The organism is Kitasatospora sp. NPDC001664, from assembly GCF_053596675.1.
This window is the reverse complement of sequence record NZ_JBSFGS010000012.1, coordinates 227824-250908: the sequence shown is the minus strand read 5'-3', so window position 1 is coordinate 250908 and position 23085 is coordinate 227824. Positions and strand designations below refer to the sequence as shown.

At 73.7% G+C, this 23085-nt stretch carries 21 protein-coding genes; 6 read left to right on the top strand and 15 right to left on the bottom strand.

Features of this window, described 5'->3' with window-relative positions; translation table 11 throughout:
* Nucleotides 1-282 precede the first annotated feature (282 nt).
* Nucleotides 283-582 carry a DUF4193 domain-containing protein gene (locus tag ACWCYY_RS19420; RefSeq protein WP_345284610.1) on the bottom strand — a complete coding sequence of 100 codons (300 nt, stop codon included), beginning with the start codon at nt 580-582 and terminating at the stop codon, nt 283-285.
* Between the two features lie 800 nt (nt 583-1382).
* Here ACWCYY_RS19420 and ACWCYY_RS19415 point away from each other — a divergent pair.
* Nucleotides 1383-2939, top strand: a complete 1557-nt coding sequence (locus ACWCYY_RS19415; RefSeq protein ID WP_449796760.1) for a trypsin-like serine protease — start codon at nt 1383-1385, stop codon at nt 2937-2939.
* Nucleotides 2940-3221: 282 nt separating this feature from the next.
* Here ACWCYY_RS19415 and ACWCYY_RS19410 read toward each other — a convergent pair whose 3' ends face one another.
* Nucleotides 3222-4487 carry an FAD-dependent monooxygenase gene (locus ACWCYY_RS19410; RefSeq protein ID WP_449796759.1) on the bottom strand — a complete coding sequence of 422 codons (1266 nt, stop codon included), beginning with the start codon at nt 4485-4487 and terminating at the stop codon, nt 3222-3224.
* Between the two features lie 117 nt (nt 4488-4604).
* Nucleotides 4605-6803: an MMPL family transporter gene (locus ACWCYY_RS19405; RefSeq protein WP_449796758.1), complete on the bottom strand. Its 2199-nt coding sequence runs from the start codon at nt 6801-6803 to the stop codon at nt 4605-4607.
* A gap of 126 nt (nt 6804-6929) precedes the next feature.
* Here ACWCYY_RS19405 and ACWCYY_RS19400 point away from each other — a divergent pair, with 126 nt between their 5' ends.
* The gene (locus ACWCYY_RS19400; RefSeq protein ID WP_345284621.1) at nt 6930-7553 is read left to right on the top strand and encodes a TetR/AcrR family transcriptional regulator; all 624 of its coding nucleotides are present in this window, start codon (nt 6930-6932) and stop codon (nt 7551-7553) included.
* Nucleotides 7554-7579: 26 nt separating this feature from the next.
* On the opposite strand, the gene ACWCYY_RS19395 is transcribed toward ACWCYY_RS19400, so the two are convergent.
* From ACWCYY_RS19395 to ACWCYY_RS19385, 3 genes are all read right to left on the bottom strand, one after another.
* The gene (locus ACWCYY_RS19395; RefSeq protein ID WP_345284623.1) at nt 7580-7972 is read right to left on the bottom strand and encodes an Mth938-like domain-containing protein; all 393 of its coding nucleotides are present in this window, start codon (nt 7970-7972) and stop codon (nt 7580-7582) included.
* 52 nt (nt 7973-8024) lie between these two features.
* Nucleotides 8025-10310, bottom strand: a complete 2286-nt coding sequence (locus tag ACWCYY_RS19390) for a tetratricopeptide repeat protein (protein ID WP_449796757.1) — start codon at nt 10308-10310, stop codon at nt 8025-8027.
* Between the two features lie 221 nt (nt 10311-10531).
* On the bottom strand, nt 10532-11083 hold the full coding sequence (locus ACWCYY_RS19385) for a cupin domain-containing protein (protein ID WP_345284627.1): 552 nt from the start codon (nt 11081-11083) through the stop codon (nt 10532-10534).
* 126 nt (nt 11084-11209) lie between these two features.
* Between ACWCYY_RS19385 and ACWCYY_RS19380 the strand changes: the two genes are divergently transcribed.
* A complete protein-coding gene (locus ACWCYY_RS19380) occupies nt 11210-11779 on the top strand; it encodes a TetR/AcrR family transcriptional regulator (protein WP_449796756.1) in 570 nt (189 codons plus the stop codon).
* A gap of 24 nt (nt 11780-11803) precedes the next feature.
* Here ACWCYY_RS19380 and ACWCYY_RS19375 read toward each other — a convergent pair whose 3' ends face one another.
* Nucleotides 11804-12466, bottom strand: a complete 663-nt coding sequence (locus ACWCYY_RS19375; RefSeq protein WP_345284631.1) for a hypothetical protein — start codon at nt 12464-12466, stop codon at nt 11804-11806.
* A gap of 268 nt (nt 12467-12734) precedes the next feature.
* On the opposite strand from ACWCYY_RS19375, the gene ACWCYY_RS19370 reads away from it, so the two are divergent.
* Nucleotides 12735-13055 carry a YkvA family protein gene (locus ACWCYY_RS19370; protein WP_345284633.1) on the top strand — a complete coding sequence of 107 codons (321 nt, stop codon included), beginning with the start codon at nt 12735-12737 and terminating at the stop codon, nt 13053-13055.
* Between the two features lie 34 nt (nt 13056-13089).
* Here the strand turns inward: ACWCYY_RS19370 and tpg are convergent, their stop codons facing one another.
* From tpg to ACWCYY_RS19335, 7 genes are all read right to left on the bottom strand, one after another.
* Nucleotides 13090-13635 (bottom strand): telomere-protecting terminal protein Tpg, encoded by a 546-nt coding sequence (tpg, locus tag ACWCYY_RS19365; protein WP_345284635.1) that lies wholly within the window; start codon nt 13633-13635, stop codon nt 13090-13092.
* A 73-nt stretch (nt 13636-13708) separates the two neighbouring features.
* Nucleotides 13709-16102, bottom strand: a complete 2394-nt coding sequence (tap, locus tag ACWCYY_RS19360; protein WP_449796755.1) for a telomere-associated protein Tap — start codon at nt 16100-16102, stop codon at nt 13709-13711.
* A 283-nt stretch (nt 16103-16385) separates the two neighbouring features.
* Entirely contained in the window at nt 16386-16646 is a 261-nt protein-coding gene (locus ACWCYY_RS19355; protein WP_345284639.1) for a hypothetical protein, read from the bottom strand.
* Between the two features lie 477 nt (nt 16647-17123).
* A complete protein-coding gene (locus tag ACWCYY_RS19350; RefSeq protein WP_449796754.1) occupies nt 17124-17990 on the bottom strand; it encodes an NmrA family NAD(P)-binding protein in 867 nt (288 codons plus the stop codon).
* Nucleotides 17987-18514 carry a hypothetical protein gene (locus ACWCYY_RS19345; RefSeq protein ID WP_449796753.1) on the bottom strand — a complete coding sequence of 176 codons (528 nt, stop codon included), beginning with the start codon at nt 18512-18514 and terminating at the stop codon, nt 17987-17989. The genes ACWCYY_RS19350 and ACWCYY_RS19345 overlap by 4 nt, the downstream gene beginning before the upstream one ends.
* 108 nt (nt 18515-18622) lie before the next feature.
* A complete protein-coding gene (locus tag ACWCYY_RS19340; protein WP_449796752.1) occupies nt 18623-19144 on the bottom strand; it encodes a MarR family winged helix-turn-helix transcriptional regulator in 522 nt (173 codons plus the stop codon).
* A gap of 87 nt (nt 19145-19231) precedes the next feature.
* The gene (locus ACWCYY_RS19335) at nt 19232-20128 is read right to left on the bottom strand and encodes a class I SAM-dependent methyltransferase (protein WP_449796751.1); all 897 of its coding nucleotides are present in this window, start codon (nt 20126-20128) and stop codon (nt 19232-19234) included.
* A gap of 112 nt (nt 20129-20240) precedes the next feature.
* Here ACWCYY_RS19335 and ACWCYY_RS19330 point away from each other — a divergent pair, with 112 nt between their 5' ends.
* Complete coding sequence (locus tag ACWCYY_RS19330; RefSeq protein WP_345284649.1) at nt 20241-20771, top strand: ArsR/SmtB family transcription factor; 531 nt, start codon at nt 20241-20243, stop codon at nt 20769-20771.
* Between the two features lie 111 nt (nt 20772-20882).
* Nucleotides 20883-21596: a hypothetical protein gene (locus ACWCYY_RS19325; protein ID WP_380150233.1), complete on the top strand. Its 714-nt coding sequence runs from the start codon at nt 20883-20885 to the stop codon at nt 21594-21596.
* 683 nt (nt 21597-22279) lie between these two features.
* Here the strand turns inward: ACWCYY_RS19325 and ACWCYY_RS19320 are convergent.
* Nucleotides 22280-22807 (bottom strand): glycine-rich domain-containing protein, encoded by a 528-nt coding sequence (locus ACWCYY_RS19320; RefSeq protein WP_449796750.1) that lies wholly within the window; start codon nt 22805-22807, stop codon nt 22280-22282.
* Between the last annotated feature and the right edge of the window lie 278 nt (nt 22808-23085).

Here is a 23085-nt window from a genome sequence, read left to right as displayed (position 1 = left end):
ACCTGGCCTCAGTCCTCGGAACGGGGCGCGGCGGTTGCCGCCGCAGTCATGCCCGGCCGGTGGGTCGCGAAAACTCGGCCCTGGGAGCCGCCCGGAGGCACCCACCCGCGGCCCGCGGCAATCCGGCCGCCACTCGCCGGGACACTGTCGCCGAAGCCCTCACGCGTTCACCCGGCACCGGCTCCCGACCGAAGTGATCGGGAGCCGGTGCCGCGGTCGAGGATGTCCTGCAGCGCCCGCTGCCCCCGTGAGGGACGCGTGGGCGCGTGGCTCGATGCCCGGTCAGTCGCAGTCGCGGCAGATCGGCTGGTCGTTCTTGAAGCGCGCCAGTCGGCTGCGGTGGTGCACCAGGAAGCAGCTGCTGCAGGTGAACTCGTCGCTCATCATCGGCTGAACGGCGACGGTGAGCTCCTCACCGGAGAGGTCTGCTCCGGGGAGTTCCACACCATCGGCGGACTCGAGAACGTCGAGGGCGTCGATGCTGGAGCCCGACTTGTCGCTCCGGTGGGCCTTCAGCTCCTCGATGCTGTCGGTCGAGCTGTCGTCGTCGCCCTTGCGCGGAGCGTCGTAGTCGGTTGCCACAAAGGAGTCCTCATCGTCTGAAGGCACTGGCACGGGCATGGGCGGATTCGCCGAACCGCCTCCCGGCCCGCGCCGGTTCCGGTGCTGAATGGTGTGCGGAGTGTAACCGAGGTGTACCGGGTGCAAGGACACATCACCCACATCCGGGCAGTCGCCAGGCCCGGCCACCGGCAACTCCTGTCCCGCCGCGACCAGCTGACGACCCCACACTCAGCGGACCAGATCCGTCACCGGCCGCGACACGGATCGCCCAACGGCAGACCGCCCGGTTTCGGCCTTGACCAGCCGGTCAGGACTGGCAGGTGGCCCGGCGCTTCCCGTCCGTCGACCAGCGTCGGTTCGACGGCACACCGCGACGTGACACACCACGGGAGCGAAGGGGAAGCCGATGGGTGCCGGACGGGTCCTGGTGGTGGAGGACGACGCGGCGATCCGACGCTCGCCGGAGCGCGGGCTGCGACAGCGACTCCGAGTGGCAGGCCACCTACCGCCGCTGGCGCCAACCCGTCGAGCGCGCAGTGGCCCGGCTGGGAACGACGGCTCGGCCTCCACGCCGCACTCCCCTCTACTGACGGAGGGTCAGCAGCCATGGCTCGCAACCGTGTTACGGGCTCCGAGGCTCTCACTGAAACACGTTTGAGTGGCTCCCGCAGTGTGCCTGAAGCGCGGGTGAGGCCTACCGGATACCCCCTGCGTTCAAGATCGTGGCCATGCGGAACGGCCCGGTGCCGTTCCTCCGTACATGGCCGCCGGCCGAGGGCCCGGCGGCGGACGAACGGGAGTCACACATGCGCACGTGGATGAGCCGAAGGACGGCCGCCGTCCTGACGACGGGGGCGGCGGCGATCACGAGTCTGGTCACCGCCTTGCCGGCGCAGGCCGTCATCGGGGGCACCGAGTCCACCCAGCCGTACTCGTTCATGGTCTCGCTCCAGTACGACGCCCCCCGCCCGGACGGCCACCGCTGCGGGGCCGTGCTCATCGCTCCGCAGTGGGCGGTGACGGCGGGGCACTGCGCCAGCACCCCGACGGGCTCGAAGGCGGGCGTGCCCCGCGGCTGGAAGGTCCGCGTCGGCTCGCTGGACGTCACCAACGGCGGCGAGGTCACCGAGGTCGACAGGTTCTACCGGCGTACGGCCGCGTACGATCCCCCGGGCGAGGACGTCGCACTGCTGCACCTGGGCACCCCCGTACGGGCCAAGCCCGTGCGGCTGTCCGCGACCACGCCCGTTGCCGGGACGCCCGCCCGCATCCTCGGCTGGGGGCAGGCTTCGGACAGCTGCGACGATTTCAACGACCCCGTGTGCTTCCCCAGCAGGCTCCGCGAGGCCGACACCGAGGTCCTGCCGATGGAGGAGTGCTGGGACGGTACCGATACCGCTTCGCTGCTGTGCATCGGCCGCACCACTCCCCCGCTCGGCCCCGGGACGACGGACTCCGGAGGCCCTGCCCTGGTCCGGGAGGGCGACGAGTGGGTGCTGGCGGGAACGGTCGTCGGCGCCGGCAACAAGAACTCCTACTTCCCCGGCCTCTACGCCGACGTCGCACCCAACTCCGCCTGGATCAACGGCATCGTGACCGGGACCGACGTGCCGCCGCTCGATCCGATCCCGAACGTGGAGGGCGCGGCCAAGGTCGGCACCTGCCTGGGCTCCGTGGTCCGTCCGCCCACCGCCCGCCCCAAGGACCCGGCGCTGGTGCTGACCAACGGCCACTGCGTGCCGAGCGGCCGGCCCGCGCCGGGAACGGCGCTGGTGGACCGGCCGGCCGACCTGAAGGACCCGGTCACCATCAACGACTCCGCCGGCTACCCCCGGGCAAGCGCCCGCGCGACCCGACTGGTGTACGCGACGATGTCGGGCACGGACATCGCGCTGTACCGGCTGGACAAGACCTACGCGCAGCTGGCCGCGGAGGGCGCGAAGGTCTTCCGGCTGTCCACCACCCCGATGCGCAAGGGCGACCGGTTGACCATGGCCTACAACTTCAACCGTCCGTCGTGCACGGTGGAGGCCGTGGTGCCGCACCTGCGGGAGGCCGGCTACCAACAGGACAACGCGGTGCGCTACGCCACCACCGGCAACTGCGCCAGCAGGGCCGGCCACTCCGGCAGCGCACTGCTGGCGTCCGACGGCGAGACCGTCGTGGGCATCAACAACACCCACAACGAGGACGGCGAGCAGTGCACCGAGAACAACCCCTGCGAGGTCGGCCGGGACGGATCGGTGACCTCGGTGCAGGGCCGCAGCTACGGCCAGCAGGTCCATCAGATCGCCGCCTGCCTCACCACCGGCTCCCGGTTGAAGCTCACCCGACCGGACTGCGCCCTGACCGGTGGCGCAGCAGCACCTCGCTAGGCCGTCCCTGCGGGTGCTCGCCGGTCGAGCCGCGGTGACGGGTGCGGTGCCCGGCCCGCGGTCGGGGTCGGGCACCTGCCGGGTTCACGCGTCGGCGACCGCCCGCTCCAGCCGGCGGCGGCGTCGGCGCGGATCCTGCCGAGTCCTCAAGAGCAGCTGCGAACGCGGAGGCGGAGGACAACACCGGGCACGCTCGCCCCGGTCGGTCCCCGAGCCCTGCACATGCCTGAGGTCGGGGAACCGCACGTCGATGTCGTCCCGCGGCCGGTGACGAGGGGCGCCCTACCGCCGAGCCGGTGGCGCGGTGTCCGGCACCCCCGCGTAGTCGGGCAGGTCGACGCCGTTGATCGCGCGGGTGAGCAGGTCGGCGAACCAGGCGCCGGAGAAGTCGGGGAGCGGCTCGGCATCCGGCCCGCGGACCTCGCGGGTGCGGGCGTTCAGGCGGCCGATCTCCTGGTTCGCCTCGACGAACGGACGCATGAGCGTCTCGTAGCGGGCGAACCCCGCCTCCGGGTCCCACCCGGCGGCGGCCAGCTCTCCGGCCAGCACGTAGGCACCGACCAGTGCCAGCCCCGTGCCCTGCCCGGACATCGGTGAGGAGCAGAACGCCGCATCGCCCAGCAGCCCGACCCGCCCGTTCGACCAACGGTCCATCACCACCTGGGCCACCTGGTCGAGGTAGAAGTCCGGGGTGTCGTCCACGTGGGCGAGGATCTCCGGGGCCAGCCAGCCCAGGCCGGCCATCCGCTCGCGCAGCAGACGCTTCTGCGCCGCCACGTCGCGGTGGTCGACGTCGAAGTCACCGGCGGCGGAGTAGAACATCGCCATCGCCCGGGTCGCGTCCTGGATCGGCCGCAGCAGGACCGAGCGTCCGGACGCCTGGTCCTGGTACTCCAGCAGCCAGCGGTCCAGGCCGAATTCGTTCGGCACGCTGTAGAACGCCAGCACGTGCCCGAGGGGGCGCAGGAAGCGCTCGTGCGGCCCGAAGGCCATCGCCCGCAGCTCCGAGTAGGGCCCGTCGGCCCCGATCACCAGCTCGAAGCGCCGCCGGGCACCGCCCGCGAAGACCACGTCGACTCCGTCGGCGTCCTGGGCGAGCGAGGCGATCCGGTCGCCGAAGACGTACTCGACGCCGTCGCGGGTGTCCTCGTGGAGCACCCGGGACAGGTCCCCGCGCAGGATCTCGATGTCCGCGATGAACCCGTCACCGCCGTCGTCGTCCGCCCGGACGGTCTCCAGCACCCGCCCGTGCTCGTCCACGGTGTGCGCGCCGGCGGTGTCGGTGCACGCGGCACGGACCGCCGCGTCCAACCCCATCCGCCGGATGGCCTCCTTGGCGATCCCGCGCGCGTCCACCGCCTGACCGCCGGGACGCAGACCCGGGGCCCGTTCCACCACCGTCACCTCGGCCCCGCGCCGGTGCAGCCAGTGGGCCAGTGCGGGCCCCGCGATGCTCGCCCCCGCCACCAGTACCCTGGGCGCGCCCGCCCGCGCCCCCTGCCCTGCGGTGCGGACCGTGGACCGCGGCCCGAAGTCGTCGACGCCCATTCACTGCCTCCGTGTGCTTCCTCGTGCGCCGGGTCGCCCCCGGCACGGGCCCACCGCTCTCGATGGGTCCGGAGTGTCGACTGCGGAACCGCGCACGACTCATCGGTACGGCCGACATTACGTCCCGTGGACGTCCGGTTGGGCGTGTTGGCGGCCCTCGACGGCGATGCGCGGCAGCAGGCGGCCGAGGCGCGCCGGGAGCCACCAGTTGGCGCGGCCCAGCAGGACCATGCTGGTGGGGACCAGGAGGCCGCGGACGACGGTGGCGTCCAGGGCCACCGCGGTGGCCAGGCCGATGCCGAACATCTTCACCACGGGATCGCCCGAGAGCAGGTAGCCCAGGAAGACGCTGACCATGATCAGGGCGGCCGAGGTGATGACGCCGGCCGTCCGGGTCAGGCCTTGGACGACGGCCGCGCGGTCGTCCAGGCCTTGGAGGTGGGCCTCGCGGACGGCGGTCAGCAGGAAGACCTCGTAGTCCATCGACAGGCCGAACAGCACGGCGAACATCAGCAGCGGTACGTACCCGGGCACCGGCACCGCCGCGTCCAGCCCCGTCAGCGCCCGCCCCCACCCCCAGGGGAACACCGCCGTCAGCACCCCGTACGCGGCGCCGACCGAGACCAGGTTCAGCAGCACGGCCTTCACCGCCACCACCGGCGCGCGGAACGCCAGCAGCAGCAGGAGAGCGGCGGTGGCCAGGACGAACCCGGCCACCCGGGGTAGCCGGTCGGCGATCCGCTGGTTGAGGTCGGCCTGCGCGGCGGGCACGCCGCCGACGTGGGTGACCCAGCCGGTGCCCGCGGTCACGGGCGGAAGCGTCCCGGCCCGCAGGCGGTGGACGAGGCCGGCCGTCGCGGGGTCGGCGGCCGCACTCGTCGGGGTGAGCTTCCAGCGGACGTCCGGTCCGCCGGACGCGACGGCGGGCCCGGCGACCGCCGCCACCCCGGGTGTGCGCCGCAACGCCTCGGTGACGGCGGCGAGCCCGGGCTCGGCCGGTCCCATGGCGGAGACGGAGGCAGAGGCGGAGGCAGGGGCGGGCAGGGTGGCCGTCACCAGCAGGGCGGCCTCGGCTCCCGGTCCGAAGGCGGCGGCCAGGCGGTCGTGGGCGGTACGGCTCATCGTGCCGGGGGCGTGGTGGGAGCCGTCCAGCTGACCGAACGTCAACTGCAGTGCGGGAGCCGCGAGGAGGGCCATCAGGGCGAGGCCCGCCACCAGCGGGCGCCAGGGCCGGGCGGTGACGAGCTCGGCGATCCGCCGCCAACCCCTCGTCCGGCGCCGGTCACCCGCCCCGACGGGAGGGCGCTCGGCGCTCAGCCAGGGTCCGAGCAGGACCAGCAGGGCCGGCAGCAGGGTGAGGTTGACGGCGACGGCGGTCAGGACCGCGAGGGCGGGAGCCAGCGCGAGCGCGTACAGCAGCGGCAGGCCGCCGAGGGCCAGCCCCGCCAGCGCCGCCACCACCGCGCATCCGGCGAAGGCCACGGCACGCCCCGAACCTGTGGTCGTCGCCAACGCCGCCGGGCCCACCTCGACGCCGGCGCCGCGCAGTTCGCGGAACCTGGTGAGGCTGAAGAGGGTGTAGTCGATGCCCACCCCCAGGCCGATCATCGCGGCGATCGTGGTGCCGGCGGAGGGGACGTCCACCACGTGTCCGACCAGCCCCAGCAGCGAGAGCGACACCGCGAGCCCGGCCAGACCGGTCAGCAGCGGCAGGACGGCGGCGGCCGGGCGGCGGAAGGCAAGGGCCAGCACGACCAGGGCCGCGGCCATCCCCACCAGTTCGCTGCGGTGGGTCGAGCCCTTGTCGGCCGCGGCCGCGAGGCCACCGCCGGGGGTGACCTCGATGCCGGCGGCTTCGGCCGGGGCCGCGGCCGCGAGCAGCGAACGGGTCAGCTCGGGCGTCAACCCGCGTGCGCTCACGTCGAGTTCGACCGTCAGGTAGGCGGTGCGTCCGTCGGCGCTCATCCGCGCCCGGCCGTCGTCCCCGTAGGGCAGGCCGACGTCGATCACGTGCGGGACCAGGGCCATCGCGCGGGCCGCCGCCCGGACCGCCTCGGCGGACGGCCCCGAGCCGAGCGGCGGCCGGTCCGGCGGTACGTGCAGCACCACCGGCTGACTGCCGGAGGGCGCCTCGGGGAAGGAACGGGCGGCGAGGTCGTGGGCGGCCTGACTGTCGCTGCCCGGGATGGTGACGGTCTCGGAGGTGGCGCTGCCGAGGAGCGTCACGGCGGCGAGCGCGGCGGTGATCAGGAGCAGCCAGCCGGCCAGGACCGTTCCGGGTCTGCGGACGCACCAGCGTCCGGTGAGGGTGAGCATGCCGGGCGCCTCTCGCATGGCCTGGGGCGGCGGGTCCCCGGGAAACGACACTTGCACTCCGAGTGCAATCGAGAGGCTTGCACTCGGAGTGCAATAATGTCAACGCGAGACGAGGAGAGGAGCCCCGTGGAACGCACCGAGCCCGCGAAGCCCACCCAGCCCACCGTCAACGGCCGGACCGCGCGCGGCGAACAGACTCGCGAGAGGATCGCCGACGCGGTGCTGTCCCTGCTCGACGAAGGCCGCACCACCTTCCCCGCCGACCAGGTCGCCGCGCGCGCCGGCGTCTCCCGCCGCCTGGTCTTCCACCACTTCGCCGATCTCGCCCACCTCACCGGCGTCGCCATCACCCGCCGCCTGGACCAGCTGATGGCACAGGTCGGCCCCCTGCCGACCACGGGCCCCCGGGACGTACGCATCGCCGAACTGGTCGCCCAGCGCGCCCGCATCCTCGAGGGCCTCACCCCCACCCGGCTCGCCGTCATGCGCCTGGAGAACCCGTCCCCGCAGATCGACGAAGCCGTCCGCCTGATGCTCGACTTCGCCCGCCAACGCCTGTCCGAGGTCTTCGCGACCGAGCTCGACCCCCTCACCCGGGCCCGTCGCACCGACCTGCTCCACGCCCTGGACGCCGCCACCACCTGGACCACCTGGCACCACTGGCGCAGCTCCGGCCTCGGCACCGCAGCCGCCGCCCGCACGATGGCCACGACCGTCCACGCGCTCCTGAGCGCCGCGGCACCGGACTGACACCCTCACGGGCACGTGACGGTCGGTCAGCAGGTCGAGTGGAACAGCGCGCCGGTCGGGCGGGTCTCGGCGAGGCGGTTGTAGAGGTCGAGGGCGGCACGGGTGTCGGCGACGTGCACCTCCGCGCCGGCGGCCGCGAGGAGCTCCAGGGTGGCCGGGGCGATCCGCAGGACCCGGTCCATCCCGAGGGTCAGGACGACCACCTCGGCGCCCTGGTCAAGGAGCTCCTGGGCGTCGCCGGGCTGGACACCCGCTGCGTGGCGGGTGCCGTGCACGCTCCAGTCCCAGGCATGCCCCCCACCCGGGTACAGCACGAAGTCCTTCCCGGGGGCGAGGCCCTCGACCTCCATCCGGCCCCACTCCAGGTGCGTGATCCGCGGCGCTCGGCGGGCTCCTGTCGAACCGTCAGCATCGTTCATGCGCACGATTCTCACAGGCGTCAGGGTGCAGCGAACGCGCACGGGGCGAGCACTACCCGGCGGGCCCTGCCCGCCCGGGCTGCTCGATCAGCGCTCGGGTCCGTTCCGTCTCGGGATGGCCGCTCCCCAGCAGTCGCTGCTGCCGCTCGTGCACGTCCAGCAGCAGGCTCCTCGCCTCGTCCCGTCGGCCCTGCCGGGCGATGACCCGGGCGAGCAGGACGGTCGAGTTCAGGGTCCCGAGGTAGGACGGGCCCATCAGGCGGGTCCTGATCTCGACGACGGAGGCGAGATCCCGCTCCGCCTCGTCGAGCCGTCCGTTCAACGCCCGGACCCAGGCGAGCCGTTCGACGGTGGCGAGGGTGTCGTGGTGCTCGTCGCCGAAGAGGCTGCGGCGCACCGCGAGCACCCTGCTCAGTTCGGCCTCGGCCTCCTCGGTCCGCCCCTGCTCGCCGATCGTCCAGCCGACCCGGTTGCGGCTGGCGAGGGCGGCCGGGTGGTCGGTGCCGAACAGCGCGGCCCGGCCGGTTGCGGCCGTGCGGAACATCGCCTCGGCCTCGGGCCAGCGCCGGCGGTAGCCCTCGACCCGGCCCAGCTCGTGGTAGGTCGCGAGGGTGTCGAGGTGGCGCTCGCCCAGGACCTCCCGCTGCGCCGCGAGTACCGCCCTGAGCAGCTCGTCGGCCTCCTCGTAGCGGCCGAGGCCGATCAGAACGGCGGCACGCACACACTCGGTCCGCAGGGCCTCCGGTGCGGCAGCCCCGAGAGCGGCCACCTGATCGGCGTGGAGCTGTCCCAACTCCCTTTCCGCGGCGACCCTGTCGTCCTGGAACACCCTGCACCGGGCCAGCCAGTAACGGACCTCGAGGACGTCGCGGTGATCCTCCGGCAGCGAGCGGACGGCGGCGAGCGTCGCAGTCGCGACCTCGACCCCCAAGGAGGCCGGCCCGCTCCACTCGCAGTAGTCGGTGAGGGTCGTCCCGCAGCGGGCGAGCAGCGCCAGCGCCTCGCCGTCGAGAGTCGGTGCGACGGTGTTGAGCAGGGCCCGGAAGTGCGGTGCGAGCAGGCGGAACCGCGGCCAGTCGGCGGGCCGGTCAGTGGCAAGCCGGTCGAGCGCCCCGGCGATCAGCGCCACGGCCACGGACGGCGTGGCGACCGCCGAGACCTCCCCGGCCCGTCGTTCGGTGTCCAGGTGCACCCGTGCGACATCGGCCACGACCGGGTGCAGCATCAGGTGACCGGTCGGCTCGCCGTCGGGTGCTGCCGGCGTCCGGTCGACCAGGCCGAGGCGGATCAGCGCCCGCATGCCCTGTTCCAGCCAGCCGATCCGGTCGGTGGCGGTGACGGCGTCCGGCGGTGCGAGCGTGCGGAGCAGCTCCGGATCCAGCAGGTCGTCGGGGAGCGCCGTCGCGGAACCGAGGCAGCCGAGCAGCCGCAGAAGGGTACGGGCCTGGGGCACGCCCGCGAGGTCGAGCGCGTCCAGCGAGGTCTCCCAGGTCCGCAGGACGGTGGCCCGGTCCGGGAGGTTCAGGTCCCGGTCCGGGGTCAGCAAGTCCACGGACCGGGAGGAGGTGTCGAGCGACCTCTGGTACTCAGCGAACCCGCGCGTCAGCGCGAAGTCCGAACCGAGGTAACGACCTGCCAGGTGCAGGGCGAGCGGCAGACCACCGAGCCGCTCCCCCAGGCTCTCCGCCTCCCGCTGGTCTCCGCCCTCCGGTGCGAGGTCGCGCAGGATCCGCCCGGAGTCGGCGGCGCCGAGCCGGTCGATCCGGCGGATCGTCGCGTCCCGGCCCCAGGTGGCCGCGTCCGCGTAGCGCGTGGTCACGACGACCATCCCGCTGCGCGGCTTCCTGAGCCAGCCCCGGCCGTCGGCCACCCGCGCCGCGCCGGTGTCGTGGGTGGACTCCCCCTGCGGACCGGCGGGCGCACCGGGGAGGGCGAGGTCCTGCGGCGTGTCGGCATTGTCGATGACCAGGAGCCAGCGGTGCCTGGTCCTCTCCAGTACGGCCCAGAGGGCGTCCGGTGCCTGCGGCGCTCCGGACGCGATGGCGTTCAGCTCGGCGGTCGACGCCCCGAGGGTCCGCGCGATGGTCAGCATCCCCGCGACCAGGCTGCCCGGCTCGGCGACGGAGACCCACCAGACGTGCCGACGGATTCCGCGTCGTCGCACCTGCTCGGCCACCGCGGCGGCCACCGTGGACTTGCCGATGCCGCCCATCCCCGTGAGCACCACGACCCGCCCCTCGGAGTGCCCCGCCATGGTGAGGAGTTCGTCGAGTTGGTCCTGGCGGCCCCGGAACTCGGCCGGCAGGCTGCGCACGGGCGGCAAGACCGGGACCGTCACGGGAAGATCCTGCGGATCCGGCTCCAACGGCCCACCGCCCAGGGCATGCTGACGCAGTTGCAGACGGATCTGCCAGCTCGCCAATCCCAACGCGACGCATCCGGCGAGCGTTCCCCCGGCCGTCCACAACAGTGCGGCGTCCATGGTCCGTCCGCTACCCAGCCGCCGCCCGCACCATGCCTGTCAGTTGAAGGCCTCCCAACGGGCATCGTGCGCCGCGCTCAGGAGCCGGGCGGCGGGGTGAGGCCGTAGCGGGAGATGACGTCCGGCAGCCAGTCGGGGCGGCCGAACCGCAGGCCGTAGCCGGCGGCGAGGCGGGGCAGGGCGTCCTCGGCGAGGGGTTGGCCGTCGGCGAGCAGCTCGGCCAGTTCGCGGAAGAAGTGCTCGAAGCCGGCCGGGCTGATGATCTCGATCATGCGGGCCGGGGCGGGGCCGGCGTTCCACATCGTGTGGAGTTCGCCGCGGGGTTTGGTGAGGTAGCCACCGGCCCCCAGGACCACCTCGCGGTCGCCGGAGCGGAAGCCGATCTCGCCCTCGGTGACGATGGAGTACTCGTCCTCGCGGGTGTGCAGGTGCGGCGGCACCAACGCCCCGACAGGGAAGGGGTGTTCGACGACGGAGACCGCTCCGCCGGTGTCGGCGCCCCAGAGCTTGAAGGCCACCCCGATCGAGCCGAGGAAGGCCTCCGTGCCCTCGCCCGGGCGGACGACGGTCAGCGGCGGCGGCACGCGCGCGGCGGACGGGGCGGGCGGGCTGATGAGCGGTCCGGTCATGACGATCACTTCCCGGCAGTATTTCGGGATACACTGGTGTTCTCTGAAAACGAGTCTCCTCCGCCGACTCCGGGGCGTCAACAGTTGAGCGAACAGCAGCGTTCACCGAAACCGCGTGGCTACGAGATGCGCAAACGCGCCCAGGACGTGGACCGCACCCGGCAGCGGATCGTGGAGGCCGCCGTGCACCTGCACGGCACCGCCGGCCCCGCCGCCACCAGCATCGCGGCCATCGCCGAGCGCGCCGGTGTGACCCGGCTGACCGTCTACCGCCACTTCCCCGACGACACGGCCCTGTTCACGGCCTGCTCCGCGCACTGGCTCGCCCGGCAGACCCTGCCCGACCTCGACGGCTGGGCCCGGATCGCCGACCCCGTCGAGCGCCTGGCCGTCGGACTCGCCGACCTCTACCGTCACTACCGCGAGGGCGAGGCGATGCTCGCCCTGGTCCACCGCGACCAGCACGTCGTGCCGCCGGCCGTCCGCGACCTGCGACTCGGCGCCTTCCGCCGCTACGTCGACACCCTCGCGGACGCCTGGCCCCGGCCGCACGACCCCGTCCGCACGGCCGTCATCGGCCACGCCGCCGCCTTCACGACCTGGCACTCCCTGTGCCGCGACCAGCAGCTCACCAACGAGCAGGCGGTCGACGTCATGACCGCCCTGGTGCGGACCGTCCACGCGACGCGCCCGTGACTCCCGGCCGCGGCCTCCCCGGCACTACCCCCGGTTGACGATCAGCGCCACGATGTCGCCCCGGCCGGAGAGCGTCGCCAACCGCGTGCTGTCCACGCCGACGATGCTGACCCGGGCCGCGACCACCGCCCGCACCACCGGGTTCACCGCACCACCGCGCCCCGCCACGCCCGCCGCACCGCCCGGCCCCGGCTCCGCCTCCTTCGCGGCGAAGCGCTTGGCGTCCAGGTACGGGTAGGTGTCGCCCGCCGTGCGGCGCTGCTGCAACTCGTCCTCGACCCTCCGGACGTCCCGGGCCGCGAGGAACTCGGCCTGGGTCATGCCCGCCCACACCGCGCGGCCGCCGGTGACGAAGAAGTGGTTGGGGGCGGCGCCGGGCACCAGCCCGGAGTTGTCGACCAGGTAGGTGCGGCCCGAGGTGACCGTCAGGCTCCGGCCGAACAGCGGGCCCCACTTCCCTTTGGAGCTCGCCAGCAGGGTCTCCAGCAGGCCGCCGACCTCCAGCGCCTCCGCCACGATCGTCGCGTCGTCGACGCTCGCGTGGAGCAGGCTGTTGACCCCTGCGGCGGTGGCGGCCGTGCCGCAGTGGCGGTAGGAGTGGCGCTGCAGGGACATGTCGAGCCGCAGCGGCGGCGTGGAGTCGATGTCGACGGTGACGACGTTGCCGTTGATCGCGGCAGTGGCCATGACGGTACCCCCATCACGAGCCGCGCCGGGTCCCCCCACCGGAACACTCGGCCGCGGCCTACCAGCTCTTCCACTGTCCCAGAGACACACCGCCCCGACACATCACCGAACCAGCCAACTACCCGCCCCCACAGCACCGTTGCCGCACACCCCACCAGCGGCTCGGCACCTCACACTCCCCACGGGCCGCCGACAGGTGTGTATGGTCCGCAGGGAAGAGGGCAGGCTGACGGGACCCGATCGGAACGGGAGAAGGGCGGGGACGCGGATGGACGGCGGCGGTGTGTTCTGGTGGCTGGCCGGCGCGCTGGTGGTCGCCTGCATGGTGGTGGCGGCCGTGCTGCTGGTGAAACTGGTCCAGGCCCGCAAGGTCCTGACGGCCTCGGGGATCCCGATGTCGAACAAGGTCCTGTTCTGGGGGTCGATCGCTTATCTCGTCAGCCCCGTGGACCTGCTGCCCGACCCGATCCTGCTCGACGACATCGGCCTCCTGCTGCTGGCCCTGCGCTCCCTCCACCAGGCGGCACTCCGCCCAGGCCCGCACTCCCCGCCGGACGCCGACCGCGAGGCCGGCCGCGACGCCGCCTGACGACCTCGCATGACGACCTCGCACTCACCGCTCGCTACAGCTGCTCGATGTCAAGCCACTCCAGGTCGGTCAGTTCGACGCCCAGGCCCGCGGCGCGGTGGCCGCCGTCCTTGAAGTAGTGGTCGCCGAGGGCGTCGGCGAGGATCTGCTCCTGCTGGGCCTGGGTCGCCCCGGCGTCACGGGCGGCGTAGAGGCGGGCGGCGACCTCACCGGGCATCAGCTGGGTGAGGGTGCGCGGGCGCGGGTCGTCGGTGGAGCCGGCGGAGGAGGTGAAGCCGAAGCGGGCCTGGAGGTGCAGCATGAACCCGCGCTTCTCCGCGTCGCGCCGCACCCGCTGACGCACCCTCGGCTGCCACTTCGCCCTCACCCGCTGCTCCACCTTGGCCGCCGCGGCCGGCTTGGGGGTGGAGGTGCCCTTGAGCCACCGCTGGACGGTGCGCTGGGAGACGCCGAGTTCGGCGGCCAGGGCCTTGGTGGAGCCCTTGTGCCCCTTGAGCAGGAACCGCAGCCGGGCGCCCAGGGACTGCGGGATCGGCCGGGTGCGCTCCACCCGCTCCAGGCCTTCGTCGATCTCCCCCACGCTGCGGCTCCTCCTCGTACGGATGGTGGTGGTGCCGGCGGGGCGTCGGACGGACGCCGGTCACCGGTTCGTCCTACTCGTCGGCGGAGACCGCTCCGCCGGTCTTGATGTGCCGGGCCGGGTTGACGCCGTCGGCGAGCAGCGCGGCGATCTCGGCCATGGGCCGGGTGCCCTCGTGCTTGACGTGCCCGGGGCTCACCCCGAGCCGCAGCGCGCCGCTGACGGCCCCGTCGGGCCGGGTGAGGACGTCGAGCGCACCCGGGCCCGGCGAGGCGAAGACCGCGCAGTCGGAGAGCACCGCGAAGGCGTGGCGCCCCTCGGCGGCGGCCTTGCGGAGCTTGCGGTGCAGGTTGACGGTGGCGGTGTCGATGACCAGGGCGCGCATCAACGGGTCCCAGGTGGGCCGCTCCAGCGCGGGCCAGCGCTCGCCGGGACGGTAGCCGTGGCCGCGCGGCCGTTCCCGGAACTTCCCGATGGTGCCCTTGGCCGTCTGCTTGACGGCGCTCAGCACGGCCAGTTCGACCGGGTCGCCGGCCGTCCGCAGGCCCGCCATGGCGTCGAGGAAGGCGACCGGGTCGGTGTCGGCCAGGTCGAGCGGGATGCCGAGCGCGGCCATGGTGTCCACGTAGGCCTGCCGCAGGTGCTTGTGCCAGGGGTCGAGGTAGGGGCCGGACTCGTGCCGCAGCCAGCCCTCGGCCGGCTGCACGGGGTGGCCGAGTTCGGCGGCGTAGGCGAGCTTGGCGGTGCTGTACCAGGCCGGACCGGTCGGGCAACTGCCGTCCGGGGTGAAGGGGTTGGGCAGCAGCGGGTCGACCGGGACCTGGGAGAGGTCGGCCAGCCAACTGCCCGGGATCCGCTTGTCGAAGGCCGGGGCGAGCTCGTGCACCGGCTCGGACAGCGGCAGGGTGAGACGGCCGGCCGCCGCGAGGAAGGCCATGTTGACGTCCAGTCCGACCGCGTACGGCAGGGCGCTCTCGGCCGGGGTGAGCGGCCGGTGCCAGTCCCAGGCCTCCGTCACCAACTCGCCGTTCCCGTCCCGCTCCTGAGCCAGCGGGTGGACGTCGGGCACCTCCGGCGGCGCGGCGTCGAAGGCGTGCGTCCGGGAGCCCTCCACCGGGCCGGAGGTCCAGCCGCTCTCGGTGCGCACCGCCCGCGTGGGCGGTCGCAGCGAGGTCACCAGCTCCAGACCGCTGACGGCCGTCGAACCGCGCGGCGTCAGCACCCGGGTGGCGTACGTGCCGAGCAGCCGGGCCAGGCCGGGGGCGTCCAGGCCGTCGGGGACGGACCAGCCGCCGGAGGCGAGGGCGCCCCAGGCCGGCACGCAGAGCTGGACGCACTGGCGACGGCCGTCCTCCGGCGTGCGGTAGATCCGGGCCCACGGGCCGAGACCGCGCTGGGTGAGCAGCCAGCCGGCCTTCTCCAGCGCCTTCACCGCCTTGTGGTTCTTGGGGAGTTGGCCCAGGCGCGGAACGAAGTCCTGCTTCTCGTCACGGCCGGCGCTGGGCAGGCCGAGCTCCGCGAGCGCGGTGTCGGTGAGGACCAGCAGCGGATCGCCGTCGCGGCCGTGCCGGTGCAGCCTCCCCTGCCCGAGTCCGGCCTCCAGCGCCCACGCGACGGCGGCGGCGACCGTACGGGCGTCCGGCGCGGTCGCGGCCGGGGAACCGTCCGCGAGGTACGCCACCAGCCCCCGGCCGTCGGCGGCGACGTCGAGCACGGCGAGCGGGCCGGCCGGGAAGCGGGCCGCGGCCGCCCGCTCCCAGTCCGACTGCGCGGCAACGGACTTGGCGGGGGCCTTCCTGGGCGCGGCGGGTCGGGAGCGCACGGCCGTACGCGGGCGCGGCGCGGCGGGAGCCGAAGGCGCGGCGGGAGCCGAAGGCGCGGCAGCCGCGGCCTGCGGCACGCCGGTGGGGACGGCGACCTGCGCCGGAGCAGCCTCCTGCGGCGGAGCGGAGACCTGCACCGGAGCGGAGACGGCCGGGGTGCACCAGCCGCCCATGTGCACCGGACGGCCCTGCGCGCGGTACGGGGTCGGACGTCCGCACCGCACGCACGCCTGCGGCTCCGCGACCACCAGCTCCCCCGCGGCGGTCCGGTCCAGCTCCACCACGACCTCACCGGCCGCGGCCGGAGCCGGAGTTGCCGGAACGGGATCTGCCGGAGCGCCCGCGGTGACCGGCGCGGACGAGGGGCCGGACGGCGGCGGGGCGAGCCGGGCCGCCAAGCCCTCCAACAGCCGCGCGTACGCCGCGCGCCCCTCCCCCTGCGGTTCGCGCTGCCCGGACTCCCAGGCGGTGAGCGTCCCGGCGCTGACGTCCAGGGCCGCCGCGGTCTCCGCCTTGGTCAGCCCGTACTCGGTGCGCAGGCGCTTGCGCTCGTCGGGTTCGGGCAGCGGAACCGCCCGCCGGGGACCGGCGCCGAGCAACGCGTCGATCGCGTCCGGGGTCTGCTGCGGCGAGGCACCGGTCATGTCCGTCTCCTGATCCCTCTCTGACGCCGTCTCAGACCGCCCGGGACCGACCTCCCGAACGTCCTCCCACCTGCCCCGGCGCCTCGACCGGCGAGCGGGGTCAGGTACCAGACCCTAGCAAGCGATCTCCCTGCTCCCGACGATCTCGGTGCACCTCCGCCGTCAGGGCGGACCTCCGGCGCCGAAGGGGTCGCCGGCCGCCGGGCGGGAACGACGGAGGGTCCCGGCCGTAGCGCTACGGCCGGGACCCTCGGGTGGTCTCAGATGGGTCGGGCTTCCGGCCTCAGTGGCCGGTCGGTACGACCAGCACCGCGCCGGGCCAGAGGTCGAGGTTGTTGCCGACGTTGGAGCCGGTGGCGGTCACCGAGGTGACGTTCGCGTAGTTGGAGGAGACGCCGCCGCCGTCGGCGCCGGAGCCCTGACCGATGGCGACGTTGCCGCTGCCGGACTGACCGGCGGCGTTGTCCGCGAAGGCGGTGGTGGGGAGAGCCGAGAGAGCGCATGCCGCAATGAAGGCGCCGAACGCCTTACCGAAGGTTCGCATGAGTCCGATCATGGCAAACGGGTCAGCGGAAAGTCACGCTCCGTAACTCGTTCAGCCGAACACCGAACCGCACGGGGCCCGAACCCACCCGTTCGGCCGCACGCCGAGCGCCCTCTCCCCCACGGCGAACCGCCCGCCACCGCGCGGGCCGTGAGGGTCCGTCACCCGCAGTGTCCCGCCGCGGCCTTGCAGGCCGGTTCGTGCCACGTGGTGCGCACGACGCGGCCGCTCCGCTCGCGACGTTCGCTGGACCAGGTCCGGCAGCACCCGCCCCGGCCTGTGTGCCGTGGCGGCGCCGGGGCGCGGTGGGCCTGCAGGCCGACGGCGGGGCGGGACGGGCGGCGGCGGGGGCGCGACCGGCGCCCTGCGGAGGCTGCGGAGGATGAGTTCGTCACGGAACGGGCTCTGCCCGCCACCGCCGCCCACCGAACCTCAACCCACCCGAAGGGAGGATCACACCCCCACCTCCGCCACTCGTCAGCGGAAGACGTGGAGGTTCTCGGCGAGGAAGGCCTCCAGGGTCCGGGGCTCCCGCCCGGTGACCCGCCGGAAGGTGTCGTCCGGCCGTTCCTCCCGGACCACCGCCAGCTGCTGGATCTCCACCACGTGGGTGGCCAACCACTCCGGCATCCCGGCCCGCTCGATCAGGTGAGCCCGCAGGCCGTCCGGCCCAAGGTCCACGTAGCGGACCGTCCGACCGAGCAACTCCCCCAGGACATCCACGAGTTCGGGGTAGCTGTAGGCCCGGGGGCCGGTCAGCGGGTAGGTGCCGCCGGCCAGTTCGGGGCGGATGAGGGTCTCGGCGGCGAGCTCGCCGATGTCGCGGACGTCCACGTAGTTGCAGCGCGCCACGCCCATCGCGCCGGTCACCACGCCCGCGGCGGCGATGCCGGGCGCCAGGAGCAGCAGCTTCTGCAGGAAGGCGTACGGCCGCAGGACCGTGGTGGTGATGCCGGTCGCGCGCAGCCGCTCCTCGATGAGGTGGTGGCCGCGGGAGACCTCGACCGGCGAGTCCGCCTCGGCGGCCGGTGCCGAGATCTTGACGATGTGTCGGATCCCGCTGTCGAGGGCGGCCTCGACGGCGTTCAGCTCGTACCGCACCTGCTGCGGCCCGTTGGCCATGGTGAGGAAGAGCTGCTCGGCGCCCTTGAAGGCGGCCCGCAGCGAGTCCGGGTCGGCGGCGTCGGCGGCCAGCACCTCCGTGGTGGCGAGGACGGAGCCGTCCAGCGACGAAGCGAGTCCGTCGGGGTCGCGGGTGAGGGAGCGGGTCGGCACGCCGCGGGCGGCGAGTGCGTGCAGCGTGGCGCTGCCGGTGGCGCCGGCGGCACCCATGACGACGATCACGAGGGCTGCCCTTCGAGGAGCGGAGCCTGAGCAGGCTCGGCGGTGGCGGAAGCGGTAGCGGAATCAGTGGCGGCTGCGGCGGCAGCCCGCTGCGCGGCGCGGCTGCCGCGCCAGCGGAAGGTCGCGATGGTGCCGGCTATCGCGGACGAGATCGCGAAGTCGGCGGGCAGCCGGCCCGGCCAGGGGCTGCCGTCGAGCGCGGGGATCAGCGGCAGCAGCTGGGAGGCGGCGAGGCCGACGGCCAGGCCGGCGGCGGCACCGGCGAGGCCCGTGGCGAGGGCCGCGAGCAGCCGCGGGGTCCGCGGCGGGCGGGCCGGCACGGGGCGGCGGTGCAGGGCGACGGTGAGGGCGCCGGCCACCAGGGCGGAGGAGCCGCCGATGGTGGTGAGGGCGGCGGCCACCAACTGCGGCTGGCCGGAGGCGAAGCCGCCGGCGCTCGCCATCACGGCGGGCATGAGGTAGGCGGGCAGCACCTCCTTCCACAGGACGTACGGCGCCGGAGCGTCAGGAGTTCTCGTCCGCATGAACGGTCTCTTTCCATTGGTCGACGGGAGGCCCAAGACTTGTACTTAGGTCCCTAACTAATAGGGTCGAAGGAAGGCGGGCCGCCATGCGGCCCGCCTGAGCGGGAGTCAGTCTTCGGTGAGTGCGTCAACGCCCGCCACCACACGGGCCAGCAGGTCGAGGAAGGTGGTGCGCTCCTCCTCGGAGAGCCCGCCGACCATCGCCTGCATCCGGGCGAAGTGCTCCGGCGCCAGCGTGCGCAGCCGGTCGGCCCCGCGCGCGGTGAGGATCACCACGTTGCCGCGCCCGTCCTCCGCGGACGGGCGTCTGGCCACCAGGCCTTCCCGCTCCAGACCGTCGACCAGCCCGGTCACGGTCGCCCGGGAGACCCCGAGGCCGGCCGCGAGCTGGGACGGCGACTTCTCACCGCCGTGGTCCTCCAGGTCGGCGAGCAGCCGGTACCGGCCGGTGGAGAGGCCGAAGCGGCCGAAGTGCACCTCGCCCGCCTGGCTGACTCGGGTGCCGGCCGCCATCAGCCGGGCAGCGACGAGCACCGCCTGCGGGTCGGCCGCGAGGCCGTATCGGGAGATCTGGCGGCGCGCCTGATCGAGGCTCGGGGCGCCAGGGTCGAATGCGGACTGCGGGGTCACGAGAAGTAATATGGCGCCTAACCAGCTCCTCGGTCAAGGACTTCCGCGAAACGACCCGCCGCGTCGCGCGGGACCGCCCCGGACGGCTCAGCGCTTGCGGGCGACCGTCACCCCGTCGCGCAGCGGCAGCATGACGGCCTCCACCCGGGGGTCGGCCGCGACGAAGGCGTTGAGCTCGCGGACCGCGCGGTGGTCCGGCCCGTCGAAGGCCGGGTCGAGGACGCGGCCGCCGAGGAAGACGTTGTCCAGCACGATCAGGCCGCCCGGGCGCAGCCGGGGCACGAGCTCCTCGTAGTAGGCGGGGTAGCCGGCCTTGTCGGCGTCCACGAAGGCGAGGTCGAGCTCGGGCGCGTCGGGCAGGGCACGCAGGGTGTCCAGGGCGGGAGCGATCACCAGGTCGATCCGGTCCGCGACGCCGGCCCGCTCCCAGTGGCGGCGGGCGATCGATCCCCACTCCTCGTTGACGTCGCAGGCCAGCAGACGGCCCCCGTCGGCCAGGCCGCGGGCGATGCAGAGCGAGGAGTACCCGGTGAAGACTCCGACCTCGACGGCGCGCCGGGCTCCGACCAGCCGGGTCAACAGGGTCAGGAACGCGCCCTCGTCGTGCGAGACCTGCATCCGGGCGGCCCCGCCGGTGAGGGCGCGGGTCTCGGCCTCCAGGTCGCGCAGCACCTGGTCGGCGGGGGTGCAGTGGGCCAGCACGTACTCGGCGGCGACCGGGTGGGTGGTCTCCAGGCCGTCCCCGCCGTACGGGGCGCCCCACTCCACCGCCGGCCCGCCGGCCGACAGGCGGGTGACGGTGCGTCGGATCTCCTCCAGGGAGGCGGAGTCCGGCGCGGTGGCGGTCAGTTCGAGGCCGTCCGCCGTGGCGGTGGCGGTGCAGACGCCACCGGCCAGGGCCAGGCGGCCGTCGGGCCCCAGGGGCAGGGCGGCCCGCAGGAGGTCGGCGCGGTCGGTGGCGATGCGGGCGGTGGAGATGGGCATGCGGTTCCCCCCGTTGAAAGTGTCGACGGATACGGACGCTTCCGGTCGAGCAGGAGTCTGGGGCGCGAGGGGCCCGATTGTCAAAGCGTCGAATTCCATGGACACTTTCCGCATGGAACCCCCCGAGGACGACGAGCCGCTGACGCTCGACTCCCCCGCGCACTTCAAGGCCCTCGGCCACCCCGTCCGCCACAAGATGGTCAACGCGCTGCGCCAGCGCCCGGCCACCCTGCGGCAGTTGGCGGAGGCCACCGGCCTGGCCAAGGGCACCGTCAGCCACCACGTCCGGGTGCTCCAGGACGCCGGGCTGGTCCGGGTCGCCGAGACCCGGCAGGTGCGGGGCGGCACCGAGCAGTACTTCGCGCTGGTCAGCCGGGGCTTCCGACTGCCGGAGGAGGAGGGCGGCGGGGCCCGCTTCCTGGTGGAGGCCGCGCTCGCCGAGATGCTGCCCGAGCGGGACGACACCACCCACACCCGCCTCAGCCACCTCTGGCTCACCCCCGAGCAGGCCCGCGAACTCGCCCGCTCCATCGAGACCCGGGCCGCCCACCCCGGCCAGGATCCCGAGCACGGCGAGGCCTTCGGCCTGCTCGTCAGCCTCTACCGGGCGGACGTCCCGCGCCTCCCCGCCGACGGCGCCTGACGGACCACCGACAGAAATCCGGCTCGCGGATGCAACCGAACCACCCGCCCGGAACGTACTGGGTGTGGACCCGTCCGAGCAGCGGGCCGTTCACCGTCCTGGGAGCCCTCCTTGAAGAACCGTCACCTCACCGCCACCACCGCCCTGGCCTGCGCGGTCCTCGCGCTCAGCGCCTGCAGTTCCACCGGGAGCCCGGTGGCGGCCGGTGACACCAAGGCCTCCCCCACGGCCTCCGGCTCCGCTCCCTCGGCGGCCACGGGCGGCGGCGCGTCGCCGACCGTCCCCGCTCCGACCTCGACCACGCCCACCTCGACCGGCCGGCCCGACGCCCCGTCCTGCGGCGGCTCCGAGAAGGAGACCGACGTCACCGGCGTGCTGACCGGACTGGACAAGAGCGCCTCCCCCCGCTGGTCCGGCGTCATCAAGCTGACCAACGTCTCCGCCAAGCCGTGCAAGCTCTACGGCCCGGCCGACGTGCGCACCGACGGGGCCGGCACCTTCCACAAGCTGGTCACCGGCGTGATCGGCGACGTCAAGTTCGTCACCGACCGGGCGAACGCGACCGTCATCGGCCCGGGCGAAAGCCTCTACCAGGCCGTCAGCTGGCTCTCCTCCCCGCCCAGCGCCCCCAACGCGGAGTGCGCCACCGGCAACCAGCTGGTCCTGGTCCGCAACGAGGAGGCCCTCTTCATCTCCGTCCCGGTCAAGGACGCCCGCTTCTGCCCGTCCAAGGAGACCGGCTCCCCGCAGGTCATGATCGGTGCCCAGCTGGCGGTCGAGGCCCAGGCGAAGGGCCAGCTGGAGGTCTTCGCCACCAAGCGCTGACCCGCCGTCAGCCCTCCGTCCGCCCGGGCCACCACGGCCGGTGCGCCACCCACCACGCCGCCCAGGGGACCCTCATCCTCGCCGAGGACCGCCTCGCCACCCAGTGGCCGCAGCCCCTCGGATGGAGGCGGGCCGCGTATCACCTGCACTGCATCACAGTCCCGGTCGACCGCTGGCTCCGGCCGCCGTGGGTCGGCGTCCTCGGCACCCGCCCGAACGACACCATCGACCCGTGGCCCTACCTCGACCGGCTGCCGTTCACCACCGTCGCCTGGGCTCTCGGCCTCACCAACCGTTGTGCCGATCCGTCCTGAGAACCGGGCTGACCGCCTCCGGGAGGTCGACCGCCGGCCGGCGCCGCCCAGGCCATCGCCGACCAACTGTGACCGCCACCCGGTCCTACTGGGTGGCGGTCACAGTCAGTCGGTCAGGGGTTGGACGGTAGGACGAAGCCGCGCCGAGGCCCGACCCGCCGGACATGTACCGTCGCGTCGGTGATCTCCCGCCGGGTCGCCGGGTCCGCGCCGTCGAACACCCGCCACTCGCCCTCCGGATGGTCAGGGTCCAAGGGCCCGGCCACCCCTCGAAGGCCCTGGCGTCGCAGTTCGCTCGCTGCCCGCTCGGCTTCGTCCTCGTTCATCGGCCCCGCCTCCCGTGTTGATGGAGTCTCAGGCTAGCGGGGCTCACATGCCCCGGGTCGCACCGCTGCCACCACCCTCACCTCCGCCGCCGGAGCAGTGCGAGGCGCACGCGCCGGGGTTGATCGGACCGCACCCGCCCGGCACCGGCGTGTGCGAGCACTGCGCGGCGACGGCGACGAGGTCCCGCGTCGGGCTGAGCCACAGCTCACGGTCGGCGGTGTAGCCGGCCTCCTCGATCAGGGCGACGGTCCGCAGCAGGACACCCTCGTCGTGCCGGTAGGGGTCTGGCCGCTCCGGGTAGTGGTGGACGAACCCGCCGAGCCTGCCGCAGAGTTCGGCGTACGTGCTGGTGTGGAGGATCAGCGCGTGCCAGCCCTCGTCCACGACGTTGGACGGCGTGATCGGCACCTTCGGGAAGGTGCGGGCGGTGGCGACGAACTTGAGCGCGTCGGTGACGATGCGCTCCGCCAGCTCCTGCGCCATGCCGGGGTTGTTGTCCTGCACGGTGTGGACGACCAGGTCGAACCGGTCGGGGGTGAGCAGCATTCGGACGTCGATCGTTTCGGACATACTGATGTCTCCTCGCATCATGTCGATTCCGGGGCACCGTCCAGTGCCTCGGGTCGTGCGGTGGAGCCTCGCCCGTCTCGACTAGCGGACCTGCCAGGGTTGTGGCTGGCCGAGACGGGCGTTGTGCAGCCCGGCAGTAGAACTCGACTTCTCCTGCCGGGAGTTCAAGGGGGTGCTCAGCGGGTGAGGGCGCCGAGCAGAACGGCCGTGCCGACGAGCGCGAGCAGGACCCAGTACAGGGCCTCACGCCGCCGCCGGGCGAACCGATCGTCGTCGGT

Excerpts from the sequence above, each read along its gene's own strand:
- ACWCYY_RS19415 (WP_449796760.1), top strand. The coding sequence starts at position 1,383 with ATGAGCCGAAGGACGGCCGCCGTCCTGACGACGGGGGCGGCGGCGATC.
- ACWCYY_RS19410 (WP_449796759.1), bottom strand. The coding sequence starts at position 4,487 with ATGGGCGTCGACGACTTCGGGCCGCGGTCCACGGTCCGCACCGCAGGG.
- ACWCYY_RS19405 (WP_449796758.1), bottom strand. The coding sequence starts at position 6,803 with ATGCTCACCCTCACCGGACGCTGGTGCGTCCGCAGACCCGGAACGGTC.
- ACWCYY_RS19395 (WP_345284623.1), bottom strand. The coding sequence starts at position 7,972 with ATGAACGATGCTGACGGTTCGACAGGAGCCCGCCGAGCGCCGCGGATC.
- ACWCYY_RS19385 (WP_345284627.1), bottom strand. The coding sequence starts at position 11,083 with ATGACCGGACCGCTCATCAGCCCGCCCGCCCCGTCCGCCGCGCGCGTG.
- ACWCYY_RS19380 (WP_449796756.1), top strand. The coding sequence starts at position 11,210 with ATGCGCAAACGCGCCCAGGACGTGGACCGCACCCGGCAGCGGATCGTG.
- ACWCYY_RS19375 (WP_345284631.1), bottom strand. The coding sequence starts at position 12,466 with ATGGCCACTGCCGCGATCAACGGCAACGTCGTCACCGTCGACATCGAC.
- ACWCYY_RS19370 (WP_345284633.1), top strand. The coding sequence starts at position 12,735 with ATGGACGGCGGCGGTGTGTTCTGGTGGCTGGCCGGCGCGCTGGTGGTC.
- tap (WP_449796755.1), bottom strand. The coding sequence starts at position 16,102 with ATGACCGGTGCCTCGCCGCAGCAGACCCCGGACGCGATCGACGCGTTG.
- ACWCYY_RS19355 (WP_345284639.1), bottom strand. The coding sequence starts at position 16,646 with ATGCGAACCTTCGGTAAGGCGTTCGGCGCCTTCATTGCGGCATGCGCT.
- ACWCYY_RS19345 (WP_449796753.1), bottom strand. The coding sequence starts at position 18,514 with ATGCGGACGAGAACTCCTGACGCTCCGGCGCCGTACGTCCTGTGGAAG.
- ACWCYY_RS19335 (WP_449796751.1), bottom strand. The coding sequence starts at position 20,128 with ATGCCCATCTCCACCGCCCGCATCGCCACCGACCGCGCCGACCTCCTG.
- ACWCYY_RS19330 (WP_345284649.1), top strand. The coding sequence starts at position 20,241 with ATGGAACCCCCCGAGGACGACGAGCCGCTGACGCTCGACTCCCCCGCG.
- ACWCYY_RS19320 (WP_449796750.1), bottom strand. The coding sequence starts at position 22,807 with ATGTCCGAAACGATCGACGTCCGAATGCTGCTCACCCCCGACCGGTTC.